Source organism: Salinisphaera sp. (genome assembly GCF_002729955.1).
GTDB lineage: Bacteria > Pseudomonadota > Gammaproteobacteria > Nevskiales > Salinisphaeraceae > Salinisphaera.
Genome location: NZ_PBYA01000051.1, coordinates 105,994 through 125,483 on the forward strand (window position 1 = coordinate 105,994; position 19,490 = coordinate 125,483).

Below are 19,490 nucleotides of genomic sequence, written 5' to 3' on the forward strand. Positions count from 1 at the left end.
TCGGCAACCGTTACATTGCCGACATCGTTTCTTCAAAGCTGTGTACGACGCCTGTATGAAGCGCGCGCTACAAAACATTCGCGGGGCGATCGCCATCGCGGGCATGGTGCTGGTCACACTGATCGGCTTCATTCCGCTATTGCCCACCAGTCTGGTCAAATTGCTTGCGCCGTGGCCGGCCGTGAAAAAACCGGCCACCCATGCCGTGCTCTGGGTGGCACGCTGGTGGGCGCGTGGCATCAATGCTTGCATCCTGGGCATGGGCCGCACCCGCGTGAGCTACGATCAGCAGGTGCCCGACGATCCCCATGGCCGCTATGTGGTGATCTCCAACCACCAGTGCTGGGCCGACGTGATGCTGCTATGCCACGTCATCGAGCCGCAACTGCCTTTCCCGCGCTATTTCATCAAGGAACAGCTGCGCTGGCTGCCGGTCGTCGGCATGGCCTGCTGGGCGCTGGATTTTCCGTTCATGAAACGCCACAGCCGGGCCGAGATCGAAAAGAATCCGGCCCTGCGCACCCGCGACATGGAAACCGTACGCCGCTCCTGTGAAACCTTTCGCGACTGGCCGGTGACCATCGTCAATTATGCCGAGGGCACGCGCTCGAATGCAGCCAAGCGACGGGCGGTCAATTCGCCCTACGAAGCACTGATGCCGCCCAAGGCCGGCGGTACCGCCTTTACCCTGAACGCCATGCACGACGTGCTCGATGGCGTGCTCGACATGACCGTGGCCTATGTGAATACGCCCGAGCCGAAGTTCTGGGACATGCTCTGCGGGCGTATCGACGAAGTCGTGATTCGCGTACGCCGGCTGGATATTCCCAGCGATCTGCTCGAAGGCGACTACATGGGCGATGCCGATTACCGCAATCGCTTCAAGCGCTGGCTCGAACAACTCTGGGCCGAGAAGGATATCGAGGTCGCAGCGCTACAGGACCCGCGCCGGTCCGCGACGCGTTTCTCCCAGGTGGATAAAGCCTCGTGAGCGGCCCGCGTGTGGTGTGGATTACCGGCGCGAGCTCGGGCATCGGCGCGGCCCTGGCCCGCGAGATGGCGGCCAACGGCTGGCAGGTCGCCGCCAGCGGGCGTAACCGCGAACGCCTCGATGCACTTTGTGCCGACGCACCCGACGCGATCCACGCCTTCGTGCTCGATGTCACCGACGGCGCGGCGAATAACGAAACGGTCGCCGCAATCGAACAACAGCTGGGCCCGATCGACCTTGCAGTATTCAATGCCGGCATCGGTAGCCAGTTCTCTGTCACTCGCTTCGACGCCGCCGATGTCCAGGATCGCATGGCCGTGAACTATGGCGGCGCGGTCAACGGCATCGGCGCGGTGTTGCCCGGCATGCTCGAGCGCGGCGCCGGCCAGATCGCGCTGACTGCCAGCGTGGCGGGTTTTCGCGGTTTGCCCGGGGGCGCGCCCTACTCGGCCTCCAAGGCGGCGATGATCGCGCTGGCCGAGGGGCTCAAGCTCGATCTGGATCGTCACGGTATCGCCGTGAGCGTGATCACCCCCGGTTTCGTGCGTACGCCGATGACCGAGAAGAACCGGTTTCCCATGCCGTTCATGGTCGACGCCGACGACGCAGCCCGGCGTATCCGTCGTGGCCTGGCCGCGAAACGCTTCGAGATCACGTTTCCACGCCGCCTGTCCTACATACTCAAGCTCCTGCAGCGCCTGCCGTATGCGCTGTATTTTCCCATCATCCGTCGTGTGGCGAGGCTCTAGTCATGAACACAGTCGTCTGGATCGTGATCATTATCGGCGTGTTGGTGGCCGCCTTCGGCATTCTGAACTGGGTACGCGCCCAGATCGCGGCCAGCCGCGAAGACCTCAAGCATGTCGATCGCAGCAAGCTGCGGGACATGGACAAGGATGCCTGGGCCGAAGAGGAACGCGAAAAGGACGACTGGAAAAGCTAAGGAAGCTCTGCACAACCTGTCACCGTCGCGCCGGCGTGCTTTGCCCGTGGCTGCCTCGACGCTGACCAGGCGCGCGCAAAGCCGGCGGCCCCGAAGGGGTTTGGCCTCAAATGCGCCGCGACAGGGTTGTGCGAGCTTGACCTGCCAATAAGGCAGCCGCTGCGCTCGCACGCCTTGTCGCACCGCATTCGACCTTGAAAGTCTTTTCAGGGCGAACGCGAACCGCGAGAGGTTATGCAGAGCTTCCCTAAAGCCCGCGTTCATCCGCCGCCGCGCCCACAGGCGTAGAATGCCGGTTGGTATGCGCCCGCGACGGGCGCGTGTGTACTGCGTTTCAACCCAGGCGATCGTATGACCGACGAGATCATTCGCTGGCTCACACCCTGGGAGCCCCAGCCGGTGTTGATCGCGGTCTTTGCCCTCGCCGCGCTGTGCTATGCGCGCGGCCTCGCCCGGCGGCGACGCATACGCGATATCGCGCCGGCGATCGCTTTCGGCATTGGCCTGATCAGCATGTATGTCGTCATGCAAACGCATGTCGACTATTACGCGCAGTACATGTTCTTCATCCACCGCGCCCAGCATCTGATCCTGCACCACCTCGGCCCGTTTCTGATCGCGCTGTCCATGCCCACGGCCGTGCTCGCCGCCGGCGCGCCCGCCTGGCTTAATCGCGGCGTGCGCGGCATCGGCACGCTGCCACCGGTGATGGCCTGTTATCGCTTCGTACAGCACCCGGTCATCAGCGCGCTGTTGTTCGTGGGCCTGATCTATTTCTGGCTCACCCCGTCAATTCATTTCACCGCCATGCTCTCGGCACGCGATTACTGGCTGATGAATCTGTCCATGGCCGTCGACGGCCTGTTGTTCTGGTGGTTCATGCTGGACCCGCGCGCGCCGGGCACCACGCGTACCACCTACTCCACCGGCCTGCGCATTATCGTTTTGTGGGCGGTCATGCCACCACAGATCGCGCTGGGTGCCTATATCGCGCTGGCGCCGGATACGGTTTACGACGTCTATGCCGTCTGCGGGCGGGCCTTTCCGATCTCGCCCATCGTCGACCAGCAACTGGGCGGGCTGATCACCTGGATACCGGCCGCGATGATGAGCGTGGTTGCAACGCTTATCCTGTTGCGCTTCGGCTTTATCCACGAGCGCAACAGAACCCCGCCGGCCGCCGAACGCAAGACGGCGATACCGACCAAGGAACCCGTGACATGACTTTGTACAAGATCCATTCGGCGCTGTGGCTGGCCCTCGTACTGGGCCTCGGCACGGCGCTGAGCGCTTGCTCGGGCGGCGCCGACTACGCCGCCCACGATATTACCGGCGTAATGCCCGATCTCGAGTTCAATCTGACCAACGAGAAGGGCGAGGCGGTGACCGCCGACGATTACGACGGGCGACTGAAGCTGCTGTTCTTTGGCTACACCAACTGCCCGGATATCTGCCCGGCCACCATGGCCCGTATTCGCGCAGCCCTGGGCGGACTGGACGCCGACACCCGCGACAATATCGACGTGCTGTTTCTCAGCGTCGACCCGGAACGCGATACCCCCGAGCGCCTGCAGCGCTTCACCTCGAGCTTCGGTGAGGGCGTGACGGGCCTGACCGGCACCCAGGAACAGCTCAAGGCGCTGAGCAAGCGTTATCGCGTGACCTATGGCTACGGCGAGCCCAACGAGAACGGCTTCTATCTGGTATCGCACAGCAGCGCGATCTTCGTGTTCGGCCCCGACGATCGCGCGCGATTGCTGATCAACCAGCAGCAGGGCGTGGACGAAATCACCGCCGATCTGAAAACCCTGCTCGGCCAGCTCGACTGAACGGATCTGTGCAAATAGTCGAGCGCGCGCTGATCTGCAAGAATCGCCTTAAGTCCGCGGACTCATTTTTAACAAACCCGGCCCTTGAGGGTCTTTACCCTCTCTGCACGAAGGCGTTCTTCGGTTATTCGTCCGCAGATCGACACAGATCAACGCAGATCACGACCGTGTGTTTGATCTTGGCCGTTTGCCGGTTCCGATTACGAACAAAGTTGAGAATCGAGCACAAGCGCTCAGCATCCGCTCTTCAACCTAACTGACTTGCGCTTTATTCGCCTATCTTCGCGCTCATTAGCGGAGGCTAGTCGCCTTTCACATCTGCGTGAATCTGCGTCGATCTGCGGATACTTCTTCTAGAAACGAAGCTCTTGGCAAAGAGGAGGCACCGCGGGTCGAGGTTACCCCCAACCACCTGTCTTATTTGCGTATATTCGCGTTCATTTGCGGACAATATTCTTTCTAGAACGCACCCGAAGGCGTTTGGTAGAACTCCGATCAGGTTGTTAGCCCGCTGCCCGTTCGCTACGCCCGATGCGCTCCTGCAATTCTGCATGCCGCCGCCGGTCCAGCGGGAAATTCCACATCATGGCAACCACGCCGAGCTTGATCGCCACCGGCAGCAGCCCGTAGAGCACGGCCAGCGTCCACAGCGCGACAGCGTCGTTGTCCTGCCCGGCATCGAAGCCGGCCAGCCACAGCACCGGGTAGGCGATGCCCAGGGCAATCGCAAAGGCCAGTTTCGTGGCCATACCCCAGAGCCCGAAATACAGGCCCGCGCGGCCGTCACCGCCGGCCGCGGTGTCTTCGTCGATGACGTCAGCCTGAATCGAGGCGGCAATGGCCTGATCCACGCCCAGACAGGTCCCACCGAGCACGCAGATCAGCCCGTAGCCGATATAGTCGCCCTCGCCCAGGGTGAGGGTGAAGATGAACACGAAGCTCACCCACAGCATCGAGGCACACCACAGCCGGTGCTTGCTCCAGTTGCGCCCGATCTTCAGCCACAGCGGCAGGCCGAGCACGGCGGAGAGAAAATAGATCGCCAGAAAGATGCCGCCGGTGATTTCACTGCCGCCCAGAATGGCGGTCACGAAGAACAGGAACAGCGCGGCCGGCAGACCGTTCGCGGCGCCGTTGAGCAGGTAGGCAATCAGCAGCCGGGTGAACGGCCGGTTGGACTTGAGCAGATCGAGGCTTTCCCGCCAACGGATCTTCGACGCGTTGACGCCGTCCGGCTCGCGCACCCGCCACAGAAACAGCCCGGTGGCGATGGGCAAGGCCACCATCAGAAACACCGCGATCGCGGCCAGGCCCGCGGCCGCGCCGCCGATAAAGCGCTGTGCAATGGCTGGCAGCATGATGGCCACGAGCGTTCCGAGCACAAAGAACCCTTCGCGCCAGGCGGTGATACGCGAGCGCTCGTCGTAGTCGGGCGACATTTCCGCGCCGAGCGTGGTATAGGGCAGATAGATCAGCGTCCAGCCGAGATAGGCCAGCATGCTCCATACCAGTAGATAGGCCGCACCCGCGTTGTCGGGCGGCACGAAAAGAAACCAGGCCGCGAGCATGAGCACCGGCGTGCCGGCTGCGATCCACGGCCGCCGACGCCCGAAGCGCGTCTGCAGCCGATCGGAGGCGCTGCCGATCAACGGGTCGGTGACCACATCGAACAGGCGGGCGGCAAAGATCAGCACGCCGACCAGGCCGGTGTTCAGGCCCGGCATCTGCGCATAGAACGGCGGCAGATAGACCGTCAGGGGCAGGCCCAGCGCGGCCAGCGGCAGGCCAAGCAGCCCGTAGGCGGCCAGGCGATCCATGCCGGTACGTGTACTCATAGGCGTATCAGTCCCGCTGCAGGGCGATCTGCATCAGATCGATATTGCCGGAGGTGAAGCCGGCCGCGCAGTAGGCCAGATAGTAGCGCCACATGCGATAGAAGGCGGTCCCGCGCTCGGCGATGATCGAGTCGGCCGCGGCCCGTACCGAGTCGTCCCAGCGCATGAGGGTGCGTGCATAGTCCGCGCCGTAGAAATCGGTTTCGCGTACACGCAGGCCCTTGGCTTCGGCCTGGGCCTGAAAGACGCTCGGCGAGGCGAGCATACCGCCCGGAAAAACGTACTCCTGGATGAAGTCGACGTTGGCGCGGTAGTAGTCGAAGCGCGAGTCGTCGATGGTAATCGCCTGGATCGCCGCGCGACCGCCCGGCTTGAGCGCATCGTGGATCGCGGCGAAATAGGTCGGCCAGTAGGCTTCGCCCACCGCTTCGTACATTTCGATCGATACCACGTGATCGTAACGTGTGCTGACGTCGCGATAATCGCGCAGCTCGAAGGTTACCCGATCGGCAAGGCCCGCGGCCTGCGCGCGTTCATTGGCAAAGCGCAGTTGTTCGGTGGACAGCGTCAAACCGGTCACATGGCAATCGGCATGGGTGGCGGCATAGCGGGCGAACCCACCCCAGCCACAGCCGATTTCCAGAATATGATCGCCCGGCTGCACGTCGAGGCGTGCGAGCAGTCGCGCATACTTGCGCCGCTGTGCGTCGGCCAGCGGCTCGTCGTCCTGTTCGAAAATCGCGCTCGAATAGGTCCAGGTCTCGTCCAACCACTGGGCATAAAAATCGTTGCCGAGGTCGTAGTGATAGGCGATGTTGCGCCGCGAGCCGCGTTTGGAGTTGCGCCGCAGCCGATGGCGGACCGCGCTCATCCAGGTATACAGATGCTGCAGGCGCGAAAAATCCGGCTCCAGAGCATCTTCGTTAAGATGCAGCAGGTAGATGAGCGTGGCCAGATCGTCGGCGTCCCACTCTCCGGCCATATAGCCTTCCGCGAAGCCGATGGAACCGGCCTTGAACAGCCGAGTGACCATGGCCGCCGAGTGCATATACAGCCGTGCCGACGGCCCCTCGCGCTGGCCCACGAACACGGCGAGCGAGCCGTTGGGCAGTCGCACTTCCAGCCGCCCCGTATGCAGCCGGTCGAGACGTTTGACGACCTGGCGTTCGCGCCAGTTGGTCGGCGCGCCGGTTTGAATAGTCGCGCCCTTGTCGTGTCGCGTGGTCATCGTTTCAGGAGACATTCTCGCGGTTCTGCTCGGGTTTACGGTGGAACACGGCGCCGCGCAGCCAGAGCTTGAACGCCTGCCAGTGGATCGCCGCGACGACCTTGATCGTCATGAACGGTACGCCGCAGACGGCTTTGAGGATGTTGGCCGTGTTCAGCGCACGGCGCTCGCCGGTGAGCGTGGTGGTAATACGCAGACGCTCGCCGTCGGCCTCGAACAGGCGGATGCCCATGCCCAGCCGCGCCCCGGGCTCGGCGAAATGAAACCGATAGCCGCCACTGCGATCGAAAAACGGCGACACGTGAAAGGCCTTGGCCTTGCGCCGGGCCACTCGCCAATCCATGGCAGCGCCATGCTCGTGCAGCACATAGAAATGGTGCTCGCCGAAGGTGTTGTGAACCTCGACCACGATGGCGCGCAGCGAGCCGTCGGCATGTTCGCAATAGAACACGCTGATGGGATGAAAGCCGTAGCCGAGCACGCGCGGCATCGCCAACAGCTGTACGCGCCCGCCGGCGAGGTCGATCGACTGTGCGGCCAGCAACGCGTCCAGCCATGCACGCAGATCCGCGCCGGCCTCGTGCGGGCCGTGGTCGGCATCGTTGAACGACAACACGTTGAAGCGATTGCGCGAAATCAGCGGCGACGCGGCACAGGCCTGGTCGATGGCATCGATATCCAGCAACATATAGAAGCTGCGATAATTGAAGCGATACCGTGGCGGGCCCGGTCGCCGATGCATGACCCGGCAGCGATAGAGCGCGCCGGCGCTAACCATCGCGGCCGCGCCAGGGCACGTCGATGCCCAGCCCACGCGCCACCCGTACCGCCGAGGCCAGGCCGTCTTCGTGAAAACCGAAGCCGCACCAGGCGCCGCAGAACCAGGCCCGATTGTGGCCCTGGATTTCATCCAGCCGGCCTTGCGCGGCGATCGCCTCGCCGTCGAACACCGGATGGTGGTATTCGATTTCGCGAATGACGTGGCGGGCGTTGGGTTCGACGCGCGGGTTGAGGCTGACCACGTACTGGCGCTCGCCGCCGATGGACTGGAGGCGATTCATCCAGTAACTCACGGTCACGCGCTGATCTTCCACCCCGTCGCGATCGGCCAGGTAGTTCCAGGCCGCCCACACCCGCCGGCGCTGCGGCAACAGGGCAATATCGCTGTGCAGAATCGCGCGGTTGGGCTGGAAGCGAAACGCCGACAGCAGCGAGGATTCCAGCGCGCTGGCATCAGCCAGCATCGCCCGGGTCTGATCGGCATGGCAGGCGAAGACCACGTGGTCGAATGTTTCGGTCTTGCCGCTGGCCAGGGTCAGATGAGCGCCGTCCTGATCGCGGCGCACGCGCTCGACCGGCGTGGCCAGGCGCAGCCGCGCGCCCAGGCGCTTGGCAATGGCCTGCACATAGCGTTGGCTGCCGCCAATGATGGTTTTCCACTGCGGCCGATTCGACAGTTCCAGCAGGCCGTGGTTGTCGAAAAACCGCAGGAATGCGCCGACCGGAAACGCGCGCATGTCCGCCGTCGGCGTTGACCAGATCGCGGCGGCCATGGGCAGCAGATAGCGCGCGGCAAACGCGTCGCTATAACCATTACGATCGAGAAACTCGCCCAGCGACACCGCCGGCAGCGCGTCGGTCTCGATGAGATGGCGCGTCTGGCGGTTGAAGCGCAGGATATCGGCGATCATGCGCCAGTGGCGTGAGTCCAGCAGCCGGCTCTTCTGGGCGAACAGGGTTCGCCAGTTGTCGCCGGCCCATTCGATCGCCCCGTCGCCGATCGAGACCGCGAACGACATGTCGCTGGCCCGGGTCTCGATCGCCAGCTCGTCCAATAACGACTCGAAAAACGGATAGTTACGATCGTTGAGTACGATAAAGCCGGTATCCACCGGCTGCTCACCGGCCATCACCGTATTGGCATGTCCGCCGGGTCGGTTGGCGGCTTCGAATACGGTGATCTCGGCGCTGCCATCGAGCAGCCATGCCGTTCCCAGCCCGGCGATGCCGCTGCCCACGATAGCGATTCGCTGCATGTCGTCCTTTTTGTTTAAACGTACGGGCCGATCCAACGCAGGGCTACGACCAGGGGTCGCGAGTGGATGCGCGCTGTTTTTTTACCCGTTTTGGTGTTTCGGCTATGCTCTGCGACCGACTTTTGAAACGACGTGGACACAAAAGCCGTCGCCGTCGCGCGATCGCCCCTAGTTTATCGAATTCGGGCATCGTTGCCGCGGCGTCACTGACACAACGTGGCAGGCTCGTCCCGCGTCTGTCTTCAAACCTTTTCATTTACAAGGAGCGCACCATGAAAGAACCCGTACGCGTAGCCATTACCGGCGGCGCCGGCCAGATCAGCTACTCGCTCATCTTCCGTATCGCCGCCGGCGACATGCTTGGCCCGGATCAGCCGGTCATCCTGCAGCTGCTGGAAATCCCGCCGGCCATGGATGCGCTCAACGGCGTGATGATGGAAGTCAACGACTGCGCCTTCCCGCTGGTCAAGGACATCATCGGCACCGACAAGCCCGAAGAAGCCTTCAAGGGCGCCGATATCTGCCTGCTGGTCGGCGCCAAGCCGCGTGGCAAGGGCATGGAGCGCTCCGACCTGCTCAAGGCCAACGCCGACATCTTCTCCGTACAGGGCAAGGCCATCAACGACCACGCCTCGCGTGACGTCAAGGTGCTCGTGGTCGGCAACCCGGCCAACACCAACGCCCTCATCGCGGCCAGCAACGCGCCCGACCTGGACAAGGGCCAGTTCACTGCCATGATGCGTCTGGACCACAACCGCGCCCTGTCGCAGCTGGCCCAGAAGACCGGCACCCAGGTCACCGATATCGACAAGATGATCGTCTGGGGCAACCACAGCGCGACCCAGTACCCGGATATCAGCCAAGCCACGGTCAACGGCAAGGCCGCACTCGATCTGGTCGATCGCGACTGGTACGAAAACGACTTCATCCCCACCGTGCAGAAGCGCGGCGCGGCGATCATCGAAGCCCGCGGCGCCTCCAGCGCGGCCTCGGCCGCCTCGGCTGCCATCGACCATATCCATGACTGGGTGAACGGCTCGAAGGGCATCGTGTCGATGGGTATCCCCGCCGACGGCAGCTACGGCGTCGAGGAAGGCATCATGTTTTCCTATCCCGTCATCTGCAAGAACGGCAAATACGAAATCGTCCAGGATCTGGAAATCGACGAGTTCAGCCGTGAGCGCATGAAGCAGACCGAAGACGAGCTGCGCAGCGAGCGTGAAGCGGTTTCCGAACTGCTGTAAGTCGCGCCCATGGCTGGCGTGTGAATAAGCGCCTCGCGATCTGAAAAGCCGCGTCCAGCATGGACGCGGCTTTTTTCATGCCTGGGCCTTGCGCCGCATCTGGTCGAGATAGCCGCGCCGATAGTGATACTTCATACCGATCTCGTAGCGCTTGAGCGGCGCCGCATTCGCACTCAGACGATAGCGTAGCCATTGCTTGGCCAGCCGTATCCACAGCGACAGCGACGCCCCGGCCAGCTGTACGCCGCCGGTCCGCGGGTACAGATAGGCATTCTTGCGGCCACGCCGGTAGGCGCCCTGGAAGAGCACCGGCAGCGTCAGTTGATCGGTATGCACATAATGGGTAATCGCGGCGTCAGGGACATAGACACAACGGTGGCCCTGGGCCATCAGCGCCTTGTTCAGATCGGTATCCCCGCCCTTGATGTAGTCCGGCGTGCCATCGGGCCCCACGTTTTCGTCGAAGCGTCGCTCCCCTAGCGCGCTGCGGCGTATCGTCATGTTCGCGCCGAGCGCAGGCACGTCGGTCGGGCCCTCCTGCTCGCGCGGTCGATAATGACCACAGTGACGTTCGATAATCGCCTGCCCGCCCTTGCCTTCCAGCCAGACCGGCACATCGCCTATAAGACGCGCTACCACCGGGCCGCAAAACAGCTCCGCATCGGGCCAGTCCCGAGCAGCACGCCACAAGCTGGACAGCCAGTATGCATCGATGCCCACATCGTCGTCGGTAAATGTCAGCAAGGTCCCGCGGACGTGCTCGAGTGCATAATTCTGTGCGCGACACTTGCCGGGTTTGTCGTAGCGCAACACCACGAGTGGCAACTCGGCGGCGGCACTTTCCAGAACCTGCGCGGTTGCGTCGGTACTGGCGTTGTCGACCACGATCAATTCCCAGTCGAACGCGATATCGCGCTGATCGGCGAGCGCCGACAGGGTCACGGCCAGCTTCTCGGCCCGATTACGCGTCGTGATCACGACACTGATGGCGACCTCTGTCACGGCCATGCCATGGCCTCAACGATGCGCGCGACGTTCGCGCCGGGCACGACGCCGGCGGCGCAACTCGGCTCTGATCCGCTGGATGAAAGATTCCCCCACGTCGGGAACGTGGTGGCCACGGCCTACATCTCTTGCCGCCCCCTCTTCCAGGGTCACACCATAAAAACCCAGTTCATGGTACGCATAATTGATTTCGAGCTCGTGTCCGACATCGTTGAATGGTTTGATCCGCTCGTAATCGGCCAGACGGCGCAAGCTTGGGTTAAACGTGAAGCCGTACCATGTGTGGTTGCGCGAAGTCTTGGGCAATACGCGCCGATACATCACGTTATCGTCGGTATAACGTATCCGCTCTTCGAACTTATGCCGGTTACCTTCCCAGAGGTTGCGTAGCCAGACGGTGATCGCCCCAGGATCGTGTTTGAGTACCGATAACGAATCCTCCATGAAACCGGACCGGAAGAATTCGTAATCGTCTTCACAGTGAAAGATATAAGGCGTGTCGACCTGGGCATAAGCGCGATCCACGCTGCGTATCTGGCCCAGCCGCGGCTCGTTGAACAACACCGTATCGAACAGATCGCCGAAGCGGCGCTCGATGAAATCGAGCATGTCGCGATCACCGGAATCCTCGATCAGGATATAGCGGGCGATGGGATACGTGTTGTGTGCCACGAAACTGTCGATCGTTCGCGCCAGCAACTCGGGCCGGCCGCAGCTGGTGATGACAAATGTAATGCCGTCTCGGGTCAAGGTCATAGATTCGTTCTTGAATGTCATTCGTGGCAGCACAGGGCTGGACGTAAGTCCGGACATACCTGCCATACGCTCTGCGCCTTATACGGCCTGCGTATAATCACAGAAAACTCCTTGCCTGTTCCAGCATGAACCGCGATACACCGATCGACCGACAAGCCCTGGCTGAAACACTGCACTACGGGGTACCCATCAATCGACCCGTGCCGATCCAGGGCCTGCCCTTCGAGGTCGATACCCTGAAGGCGGCCAGACAGCGCCGGCGTCAGCCCGAACCCTCTCAGGACAAGCTGCTCGCGCAGGGCGCCGACCTCTGGAACCATATCTGCCGAAAAGCCGCGAATCGCGCCACACGCCCGTTGTTACTACCCCTGAGCGCCGGTCTGGACTCGCGCGCCGTGCTCGGCGGTCTGCGTGCCTGCGGCGCGCCTGTCAAAACCGTCACCTACGGTGTGCCGGGCGCCTTTGATTACGAAATTGCACCCCGTATCGCAGCTCATGCAGGTGTTGCCAACGAACGAATCGACCTGACACAAATACAGATCTCGCGAGCCGCACTGCTTGATGTTGCCAAGGGTGAGCCATCGCCATCGTTGGTTATCGACATGTTTTTCAATGCGCAGATCGCGTGGCGTTACGGACAGGAGTTCACCTACATCAACGGCTTCTGTGGCGACGCCTTATCGGGCAAGCACCTCGACAAGGGAGCCAGCAGCAACTGGGAACAAGCCCGGGAATCGTTCGTGGCGTGGCATCAGGCAAGCCGTACCATCAAGCTCACCGATAAGGATATGGTGCCGATCGATGCGCTGCCGAGCGCGCCATTCGTCGATATGGACCTGATGGGCCCGCTCGAGCAGCTGGATCACGCGATTCGCCAACAACGCCTGGTCCGCCCGGTCGTCTGCCCGGCCGGCTACGAAGTGCTCAGTCCCTTTCTGGACCCCGAATGGTGTGCCTTCATCCTCGGCCTACCGGACGCACTACGCCGCGATCAGCGCTTTTTCATCGCCCTGTTCCAGTACAGCTATCCCGAGCTTTTCGCACTACCGACCACCGCGAGCGGCGGTCTGCCGTTGGGCGCGAGCGACGCTGAAATCCGTCGCTATCGAAAGAAGCTGCGGCGGCAACGTCGACTACGGTCACGCCTGAGTCATATCCTTCCGAACATTCATGTGCCGCCAGCCGATCGCCGCTGGCAATATCTAGATTTCCGAAACGAACTTCGCCGAGACAGTACTGTGGCCGCCTTATTCGATGAAAGCATGGCTCGGCTGGACGATAGTGGGGCCATACCCTGGATCGACGCGCAGGGAATATTACGTCGACATCGTGAGGAAAAGACCGACCATTTCAAGGCACTGAACGTGCTGTTCAACCTCGAACTGCTGCTCGAGGCTCGGCCCGACCTGTTCGAGCCCTCGTCGTCTCAGTAGCCGCGAATACGCGACCTGATCGCACGCCGAAACAGCTTCCACGAACCGCCCAGGGTCTGATCCTTGTCGATCTGGGCTCGCAGGCGCTGCGTGATGGACGAGAACGCGATCGGGTGCACCATCGAGAACGGTTTCAATACGTGCGGCGGTGCTTCCAGACTCAGTTCATCCAGACGTGATCTTGCGACCAAAAGTATCGCGTTCTGTCGATACCATTCCGCGATCTCGTCGTCTTGCCAGATATGGGGCCGTATCACGTCCAGCCCCACATAATCGTGCGTCGCGAAACGTTCCAGCCAGTACTCGATCCATTGCTCGTTGATATGGTGGCGCCCGCCCTGGCCCGGAATGGCGGCCGAGAACAGAATGCAATCGGATAGCCCGCTGAGCGATTCGACAAACGTATTCGCGGCGGAATCCGGCAGGTGTTCGGCGACCTCCAAAGATAGCGCCAGGTCATATCTTTTCGCCGGCGGCGTGATCGGCGTGGTCAGATCGTGATGCGAAAAACAGTCCGTCGGTATCTCGAGGTGCTGGGTATCGACCCATTCACCTTCGAAACCGTGAATATCCGAAATACCGCGCCGCTGAATTTCCGCCAGCCATGTTCCAACACCGCAACCAACATCGACGGCGGATTCCACGGGCGGCAGCACCGCGAGCGCGAGCTCGAGGATACGACTGGCAGCGGTCGCGGTACGCGCGTGACGATCTTGGTAGAAGGTTTCGGAATATACGGCTTCGGATGGCATGGAATCGGTATCTCAATCGTGATCGTTGTGAGTGAGCCCAGCCTGGCGGGCACGTAGCTCGTCAATCTGGCCCAACCGGAACTGGTACGTAATGCCCCGCTCGATGCACGCCCGCTCTTGTACGGACTGCAAACGCCGGCATAGCTGATAGCGTAGCCCGGAACGCAGCGTGGCCAACCACAGTTTGAGCGGTGCGCCGCGCCAGTACAGCTTCGGCGTTTTCTTCGAACTGGGCAGATAAACCTGGCCACGGCCCTTCTTGTAGGCTCGTGAAAGCAACCAGTCGGCGTTCGTCTGATCGGTACGCACCACATGGGCCACCCGTGCCTGGGGCACGTAAATATAACGATGACCGCGTGCGGCCAACCGACGCAGAAAGTCGCCCTCGCCGCCCATGGCATAGCTGCCGGTTTGCGGCCCGAGCTGTTCATTGAAACGCATACCCTGAAACGCTGCCCTGCGCACCGCAAAGCTCGGGCCATAGGGATGCCGACCAACCGGCCCTTCCTGGTCGGCCGGTTGGTAACGTGCAAAGGCCGTAGTGGCAAACTCGAAATCGGGCGAGGTCATCCAGTCCGGCGTATCGGCGGGAAAGCTGGGCTCGATACGCGCACCGAAGATGACATCGTCCGGCCATCGCTGTGCCGCGTCGATATACGCGCGCGCACAATCGGGCTCGGGCAGTACGTCGTCGTCGGTAAAGATGACGAGCTCGCCCGAAAGCCGATCCATGGCCACGTTGCGCGCCCGATTCTGGCCGACACCGTCGGCATGCAGATAAGTGATCGGCAAATCCCGACGCGCCCGCTCGATGACCTCGGCGGTTGCATCCGTACTGCCGTTGTCCACGATCAGCAGCTCCCAGTCCAGTCCGTGCGTATCAAGCGCCCGGTAGCAGTCAAGCGTGCGCTCGAGCTGGGCCGCGCGATTGCGCGTGGCGAACAGAATGGATACATCCATGGCTGGCTTTCTGGCTCGTTCTATCGTCAGTAAGACATCCAACCGACCATTCGATCAGCCGGGCCGAAGCATGCGCCCGTGATGGCGAGCAGCGTATCGGATACGCCTATTATCGGCGCGTCAGGCCCACGCTGCCAGGCCGCACGCTCATGTCGCGGCGATCCGGCGATTATCCACGCACTCGGGCCACGGCCTCGCACCAGCCCTCATAGAGAGCATCGACCTCGGCCGCGATTTTCTCGACATCAAAATGCTGCTCGGCGCGCCACAGCTCGGCGATCGCGTCGAGCGAATCGTAGAGCCCGACCTGCAGGCCGGCCATATAGGCTGCGCCCAGAGCGGTGGTCTCGATCACTTCGGGACGTTCCACCGGCGTTTGGAGAATATCGGCCAGACAGCTGCAGACCAGATCGTTGGCGGCCATGCCGCCGTCGACGCGCAGCTCGCGCGGCGGCTCGGCATCGTCGCCGATCGCATTCACCAGATCGCGGGTCTGGTAACAGGTGGACTCGAGCGCGGCACGCACGATCTGTTCGATGCCGGTATCGCGCGTAAGCCCCAGAATCGCGCCGCGCGCTTCCGGGTCCCAGTACGGTGCGCCCAGGCCGGTGAACGCCGGCACCAGATAGACGCCGCCGGTATGATCGACCGAGGCGGCCAGCGCCTGGGTCTGCTCGGCTTTTTCGAACATATGCAGCGCGTCACGCAGCCATTGAATCGCCGCGCCCGCGACGAAGATCGACCCTTCGAGTGCGTAGGTGGGTTTGCCGTCAATGCGATAGGCGACCGTGGTCAACAGCCGATGTCGCGAAGCAAGCGCCTCTTCGCCGACGTTGAGCATTAAAAAGCAGCCTGTGCCATAGGTCGATTTCGCCATGCCGGGCTGAAAACAGGCCTGGCCGACGAGCGCGGCCTGCTGATCGCCGACCATGGCCGCAATCGGAATCTCGGCGCCGAGCAGGTCTTTCCGGATGGTGCCGAAATCGCTGGCGGTGTCCCGCACTTCCGGCAACAGCGCGCGCGGGATATCGAAAAACGATAGCAGTTCGTCGTCCCAGGCCTGCTCGTGAATATTGAACAGCAGCGTGCGCGAGGCATTGGTGGCATCGGTGGCATGCACCGCACCGCCGGTCAGATGCCACAGCAGCCAGCTGTCGATCGTGCCGAAAGCCAGCTCGCCGGCCTCGGCCCGCGCCCGGACGCCGTCCACGTTATCGAGCAGCCAGGCCACCTTGGTAGCCGAAAAATACGGGTCGAACAAAAGCCCCGTCTTATCCTGCAGCCAGCTTTCGGTGCGCTCGTCGGCAAGTTCCCGACAGCGTTCGGCGGTGCGCCGGTCCTGCCAGACGATGGCGCGGGCGATCGGCTCGCCGGTCGAACGATCCCAGACCACCGTGGTTTCGCGCTGATTGGTGATCCCGCAGGCACAGATATCGGCGGCCTTGAGCCCGGCGTCGGCGATCGCCTCGCGGCAGACGACCAGCACGTCGGCAAGAATATCGTTGGCGTCGTGCTCCACCCAGGCTTCTTGCGGGAAGTACTGCTGGAACTCGCGCTGGGCGCGGCCGCGAATATGGCCCTGATCATCGAACACGATGGCACGACTGCTGGTTGTGCCCTGATCGATGGCCAGTAGATGACGGGAACCGCTCATGAGCACTCGACCTTGGCTTCGTTCATATACGCTTTTCGCTGTTAGGGCTTAGGATAAACGCACCTGTCGTCCGGCGTCGCCCAGGCCCGTTTCTCATGTTTGTCCTGGCGCAGGCACCAACGGATCGACCGATCGATTCCGTTACAGGATGCAGCTTCCGTGTACCCGGCCATACAGGTCAACTATTGACGTACGAAACACAGCAGGTCAGCACTGATAGCGCAACACGGCTGGTCGCCTATCGCTGGCCGGCCCAGGGGGCGCCGCGTGGCGCTCTGATCATCGTGCACGGCATGGCCGAACACGCCCGCCGCTACGCCCGCCTGGCCGAATATCTGGCCGCGGCCGGTATCGACGTGCACGCCTTTGATCTGCGTGGTCATGGGGCCACCACGGCCGCGATCGATCACGGCGATCTCGGCGAGCGCTGCAGCTGGCAAACGCTCGTGGACGACGTTCAGCGCGTACGTCAGCGCGCGGCACGCGACGTGGGCAGCCTGCCGATATTTCTGTACGGGCACAGCCTGGGCTCGTTCCTCGCAATGAGCGTACTTCAGCAGTACGGCGATGCGTATGCCGGCGGCATTCTCAGCGGCAGCGATCGGCCGGGCCGGTCGCAATGCGGGGCGGCCGCGCTGCTCGCGCGCATCGAGTGCGCCCGTCTGGGCACGGACGGGGTCAGCAGGCCGCTACAGCAGCTCATTATCGGGGCCTACGACCGGCGCCTGTCGCGTTATTACGGTTCGGTACGGGAAAACGCCTGGCTGTCGAGCGACGCCGCGGCCGTAGACGCCTATAACGGCGACCCCGACTGCGGCTTTTCCCTGCGCGCCGGCGCCTGGCATACGCTGCTGCGCGGCATCGCGCGTAGCAGCAGTTCGTATCGACTACGCCAACTGCCGATGCGCCTGCCGCTACTCATCATGGCCGGACGCGACGATCCGATGGGCGGCTTCGGGCGTGGCCCGCAACGCATGGCAAGAGCGCTCGACGGCGACGGCCAACGCGCCCTCGAGCTTCGCGTTTACGACGGTCAACGTCACGAGTTGCTGCACGACACGGCCGCCGATACCGTAATGGCCGACGTGCGTTCCTGGCTCGATCGCTGGGTGGGCCGAGCCGGCCCTGGCACGCCCAATTCGCCCCTGGAATCCAAGGAGTAAGCCGATGCGTCGTTTCATCGCCGCGTTGATCGCCCTTTCGTTCATCAGCACCGCCGCGCTCGCGGCCCCGAAGGCCGATCTATGGTCCCGCTGGGAGGCGCATGATGAAAAATCCACGACCACGATCGACCACAGCGTCTACGATGCATTCCTGAGCAAATACGTCGTGGCGCACGAACACGCGCCCAACGGCGTGCGCTACGGCGAAGTCAGCGAGGCGGACCATAGGCAGCTCAAGCTCTATATTCAGTCCATGCAGCAGGTCGATATCGCCGCCTACAACCGCGATGTGCAACGCGCCTACTGGATCAACCTATACAACGCGCTCACCCTGGATCTGGTACTCGACGCCTACCCGGTGGATTCGATCCGCGATATCGGCGGCGGCTTGATTTCCTCGGGGCCGTGGAAGAAGCGATATCTCAAGGTCGACGGCGAAAAGCTCGGCCTCAACGATATCGAGCACCGGATTTTACGGCCCATCTGGCAGGACGGGCTGACCCACTACGGCGTCAACTGTGCCTCGATGAGTTGCCCCGATCTGAGTCCGCAGGCGTATACCGGCGACAACGTATATACCCTGCTGCGCCAGAACGCGCGCGACTACGTCAACAGCCCCGCCTGCGTTCGCTTCGACGACGGCGAACTGGTGGTGTCGAAAATCTACGACTGGTACGGGCAGGATTTCGGCGGTACCGATCGCGCCATCATCAGCCATCTGCGCCGCTTCGCCGAACCCCAGCGCTCGACGAAGCTGGATATGCAGGACACCATCGATGACTACGCCTACGACTGGGCGCTCAACGATGAAGCCGATATGGGCGAAGACTGACGACCCTGCGTCGGCGAACGCATGCCACGCCGTGCGAACGTCGTCCGGGCCCTTTCTGATCGCCGCCGGTCCGGCCTTGGCATGAACGACGCGCAGGGTCAGGCGGCGGCTATGCACATTCATCGGTGTGTCTGCAGGCGATCATCGCCGCCTCGGCCGAGAGATCAGTAAAAGAGGCCAGTAAACCGGTTGTCGCTACCGCTTGCCTGAGCGCTGGTTACGATGGTTGCCGTGCCTTCAGCCGGTGCGACGCGCGATGGGCGATGTCCACATCAGCTTGCCGCTCGGGCTCGATGCCTTGCTGGCAGCGCCCGCATCCTCCATGGAAACCATGAGCTTGGCCGGCCGGTTCATACACTCGGCCGCGGCATCGGAGACATCCATTTCATGATCGCCGTGTGTGTTCGGCCATTTGCCGAGCAACACCGGCTCGCCGTTCTCGGGCTTGAGCCAGGCACGCAAGACCTTGCCCTCCGGCACGTCGTAATCACCCATGGCGACCACCGACATCTTGTCGGTGCCCGCATGCGCGGTCACCAGCCAACTCATGCCGGTCGGCTCGTCATAGACCACGCTGGCGTAGGCCGGTGCGGCGGCGTCGACGCCGGGCTGACGTTCGGTCGATCCCGTGAACAGCAGCGCGGCCATGACCAGCGCCGCAACGGAGGCGACCAGGGCCACGCCTTGCCAGATGCCGGGCCCACTGTCGTTTGCGGCCGCCCGGTTGGGCGCGCCGCCTTTGTGACTGCTTGGCGCGACCGGGGTGGCGCGCTCCAGCCCGAGTTCGTGGGTCGCGCGGTACCAGAGAAGCGCAAGCAGCGAAAATTAA

General features: G+C 62.7%; 19 protein-coding genes. 9 read left to right on the forward strand and 10 right to left on the reverse strand.

Annotated features, from left to right (window positions below; genetic code table 11):
* Positions 1 to 55: 55 nt before the first annotated feature.
* The 5 genes from CMN27_RS14355 to CMN27_RS14375 all read left to right on the forward strand — a co-directional run bounded on the left by CMN27_RS14355 (position 56) and on the right by CMN27_RS14375 (position 3,763).
* Positions 56 to 991 (forward strand): acetyltransferase, encoded by a 936-nt coding sequence (locus CMN27_RS14355; RefSeq protein WP_293627515.1) that lies wholly within the window; start codon positions 56 to 58, stop codon positions 989 to 991.
* Complete coding sequence (locus CMN27_RS14360; RefSeq protein ID WP_293627517.1) at positions 988 to 1,740, forward strand: SDR family NAD(P)-dependent oxidoreductase; 753 nt, start codon at positions 988 to 990, stop codon at positions 1,738 to 1,740. Before CMN27_RS14355 ends, CMN27_RS14360 begins: the two co-directional genes overlap by 4 nt.
* Positions 1,741 to 1,742: 2 nt before the next feature.
* Positions 1,743 to 1,934, forward strand: a complete 192-nt coding sequence (locus tag CMN27_RS14365) for a hypothetical protein (protein ID WP_293627519.1) — start codon at positions 1,743 to 1,745, stop codon at positions 1,932 to 1,934.
* 351 nt (positions 1,935 to 2,285) lie between these two features.
* The gene (locus CMN27_RS14370) at positions 2,286 to 3,158 is read left to right on the forward strand and encodes a cytochrome c oxidase assembly protein (protein ID WP_293627521.1); all 873 of its coding nucleotides are present in this window, start codon (positions 2,286 to 2,288) and stop codon (positions 3,156 to 3,158) included.
* A complete protein-coding gene (locus tag CMN27_RS14375; protein WP_293627522.1) occupies positions 3,155 to 3,763 on the forward strand; it encodes an SCO family protein in 609 nt (202 codons plus the stop codon). Before CMN27_RS14370 ends, CMN27_RS14375 begins: the two co-directional genes overlap by 4 nt.
* 503 nt (positions 3,764 to 4,266) lie before the next feature.
* Here CMN27_RS14375 and CMN27_RS14380 read toward each other — a convergent pair.
* The 4 genes from CMN27_RS14380 to CMN27_RS14395 are packed head-to-tail and all read right to left on the reverse strand — an operon-like array spanning position 4,267 to position 8,862.
* Positions 4,267 to 5,598, reverse strand: coding sequence for an MFS transporter (locus CMN27_RS14380; RefSeq protein ID WP_293627523.1), 1,332 nt, complete (start codon positions 5,596 to 5,598; stop codon positions 4,267 to 4,269).
* Between the two features lie 7 nt (positions 5,599 to 5,605).
* Positions 5,606 to 6,841, reverse strand: coding sequence for a cyclopropane-fatty-acyl-phospholipid synthase family protein (locus CMN27_RS14385; protein ID WP_293627525.1), 1,236 nt, complete (start codon positions 6,839 to 6,841; stop codon positions 5,606 to 5,608).
* Positions 6,831 to 7,604: a DUF1365 domain-containing protein gene (locus tag CMN27_RS14390; RefSeq protein ID WP_293627527.1), complete on the reverse strand. Its 774-nt coding sequence runs from the start codon at positions 7,602 to 7,604 to the stop codon at positions 6,831 to 6,833. Before CMN27_RS14390 ends, CMN27_RS14385 begins: the two co-directional genes overlap by 11 nt.
* Positions 7,597 to 8,862, reverse strand: a complete 1,266-nt coding sequence (locus CMN27_RS14395) for an FAD-dependent oxidoreductase (RefSeq protein ID WP_293627529.1) — start codon at positions 8,860 to 8,862, stop codon at positions 7,597 to 7,599. Before CMN27_RS14395 ends, CMN27_RS14390 begins: the two co-directional genes overlap by 8 nt.
* A gap of 272 nt (positions 8,863 to 9,134) precedes the next feature.
* Here CMN27_RS14395 and CMN27_RS14400 point away from each other — a divergent pair, with 272 nt between their 5' ends.
* The gene (locus CMN27_RS14400; RefSeq protein WP_293627531.1) at positions 9,135 to 10,106 is read left to right on the forward strand and encodes a malate dehydrogenase; all 972 of its coding nucleotides are present in this window, start codon (positions 9,135 to 9,137) and stop codon (positions 10,104 to 10,106) included.
* Positions 10,107 to 10,181: 75 nt separating this feature from the next.
* Here the strand turns inward: CMN27_RS14400 and CMN27_RS14405 are convergent, their stop codons facing one another.
* Positions 10,182 to 11,114, reverse strand: a complete 933-nt coding sequence (locus tag CMN27_RS14405; protein WP_293627532.1) for a glycosyltransferase family 2 protein — start codon at positions 11,112 to 11,114, stop codon at positions 10,182 to 10,184.
* Positions 11,115 to 11,123: 9 nt separating this feature from the next.
* Positions 11,124 to 11,888, reverse strand: a complete 765-nt coding sequence (locus tag CMN27_RS14410) for a glycosyltransferase (RefSeq protein WP_293627533.1) — start codon at positions 11,886 to 11,888, stop codon at positions 11,124 to 11,126.
* Positions 11,889 to 11,992: 104 nt separating this feature from the next.
* Here CMN27_RS14410 and CMN27_RS14415 point away from each other — a divergent pair, with 104 nt between their 5' ends.
* The gene (locus tag CMN27_RS14415; RefSeq protein WP_293627534.1) at positions 11,993 to 13,300 is read left to right on the forward strand and encodes an asparagine synthase-related protein; all 1,308 of its coding nucleotides are present in this window, start codon (positions 11,993 to 11,995) and stop codon (positions 13,298 to 13,300) included.
* On the opposite strand, the gene CMN27_RS14420 is transcribed toward CMN27_RS14415, so the two are convergent.
* From CMN27_RS14420 to glpK, 3 genes are all read right to left on the reverse strand, one after another.
* Positions 13,294 to 14,052 (reverse strand): methyltransferase domain-containing protein, encoded by a 759-nt coding sequence (locus CMN27_RS14420; protein WP_006913040.1) that lies wholly within the window; start codon positions 14,050 to 14,052, stop codon positions 13,294 to 13,296. The genes CMN27_RS14415 and CMN27_RS14420 overlap by 7 nt on opposite strands.
* A gap of 12 nt (positions 14,053 to 14,064) precedes the next feature.
* Positions 14,065 to 15,012 carry a glycosyltransferase gene (locus tag CMN27_RS14425; RefSeq protein WP_293627535.1) on the reverse strand — a complete coding sequence of 316 codons (948 nt, stop codon included), beginning with the start codon at positions 15,010 to 15,012 and terminating at the stop codon, positions 14,065 to 14,067.
* Between the two features lie 169 nt (positions 15,013 to 15,181).
* On the reverse strand, positions 15,182 to 16,666 hold the full coding sequence (gene glpK, locus CMN27_RS14430) for a glycerol kinase GlpK (protein ID WP_293627536.1): 1,485 nt from the start codon (positions 16,664 to 16,666) through the stop codon (positions 15,182 to 15,184).
* A 185-nt stretch (positions 16,667 to 16,851) separates the two neighbouring features.
* Here glpK and CMN27_RS14435 point away from each other — a divergent pair, with 185 nt between their 5' ends.
* Together CMN27_RS14435 and CMN27_RS14440 are read left to right on the forward strand one after the other, a co-directional pair.
* Entirely contained in the window at positions 16,852 to 17,829 is a 978-nt protein-coding gene (locus tag CMN27_RS14435) for an alpha/beta fold hydrolase (protein WP_293627537.1), read from the forward strand.
* A 4-nt stretch (positions 17,830 to 17,833) separates the two neighbouring features.
* Positions 17,834 to 18,661, forward strand: a complete 828-nt coding sequence (locus CMN27_RS14440) for a DUF547 domain-containing protein (RefSeq protein ID WP_293627538.1) — start codon at positions 17,834 to 17,836, stop codon at positions 18,659 to 18,661.
* Positions 18,662 to 18,898: 237 nt separating this feature from the next.
* On the opposite strand, the gene CMN27_RS14445 is transcribed toward CMN27_RS14440, so the two are convergent.
* Complete coding sequence (locus CMN27_RS14445; RefSeq protein ID WP_293627540.1) at positions 18,899 to 19,480, reverse strand: anti-sigma factor; 582 nt, start codon at positions 19,478 to 19,480, stop codon at positions 18,899 to 18,901.
* Between the last annotated feature and the right edge of the window lie 10 nt (positions 19,481 to 19,490).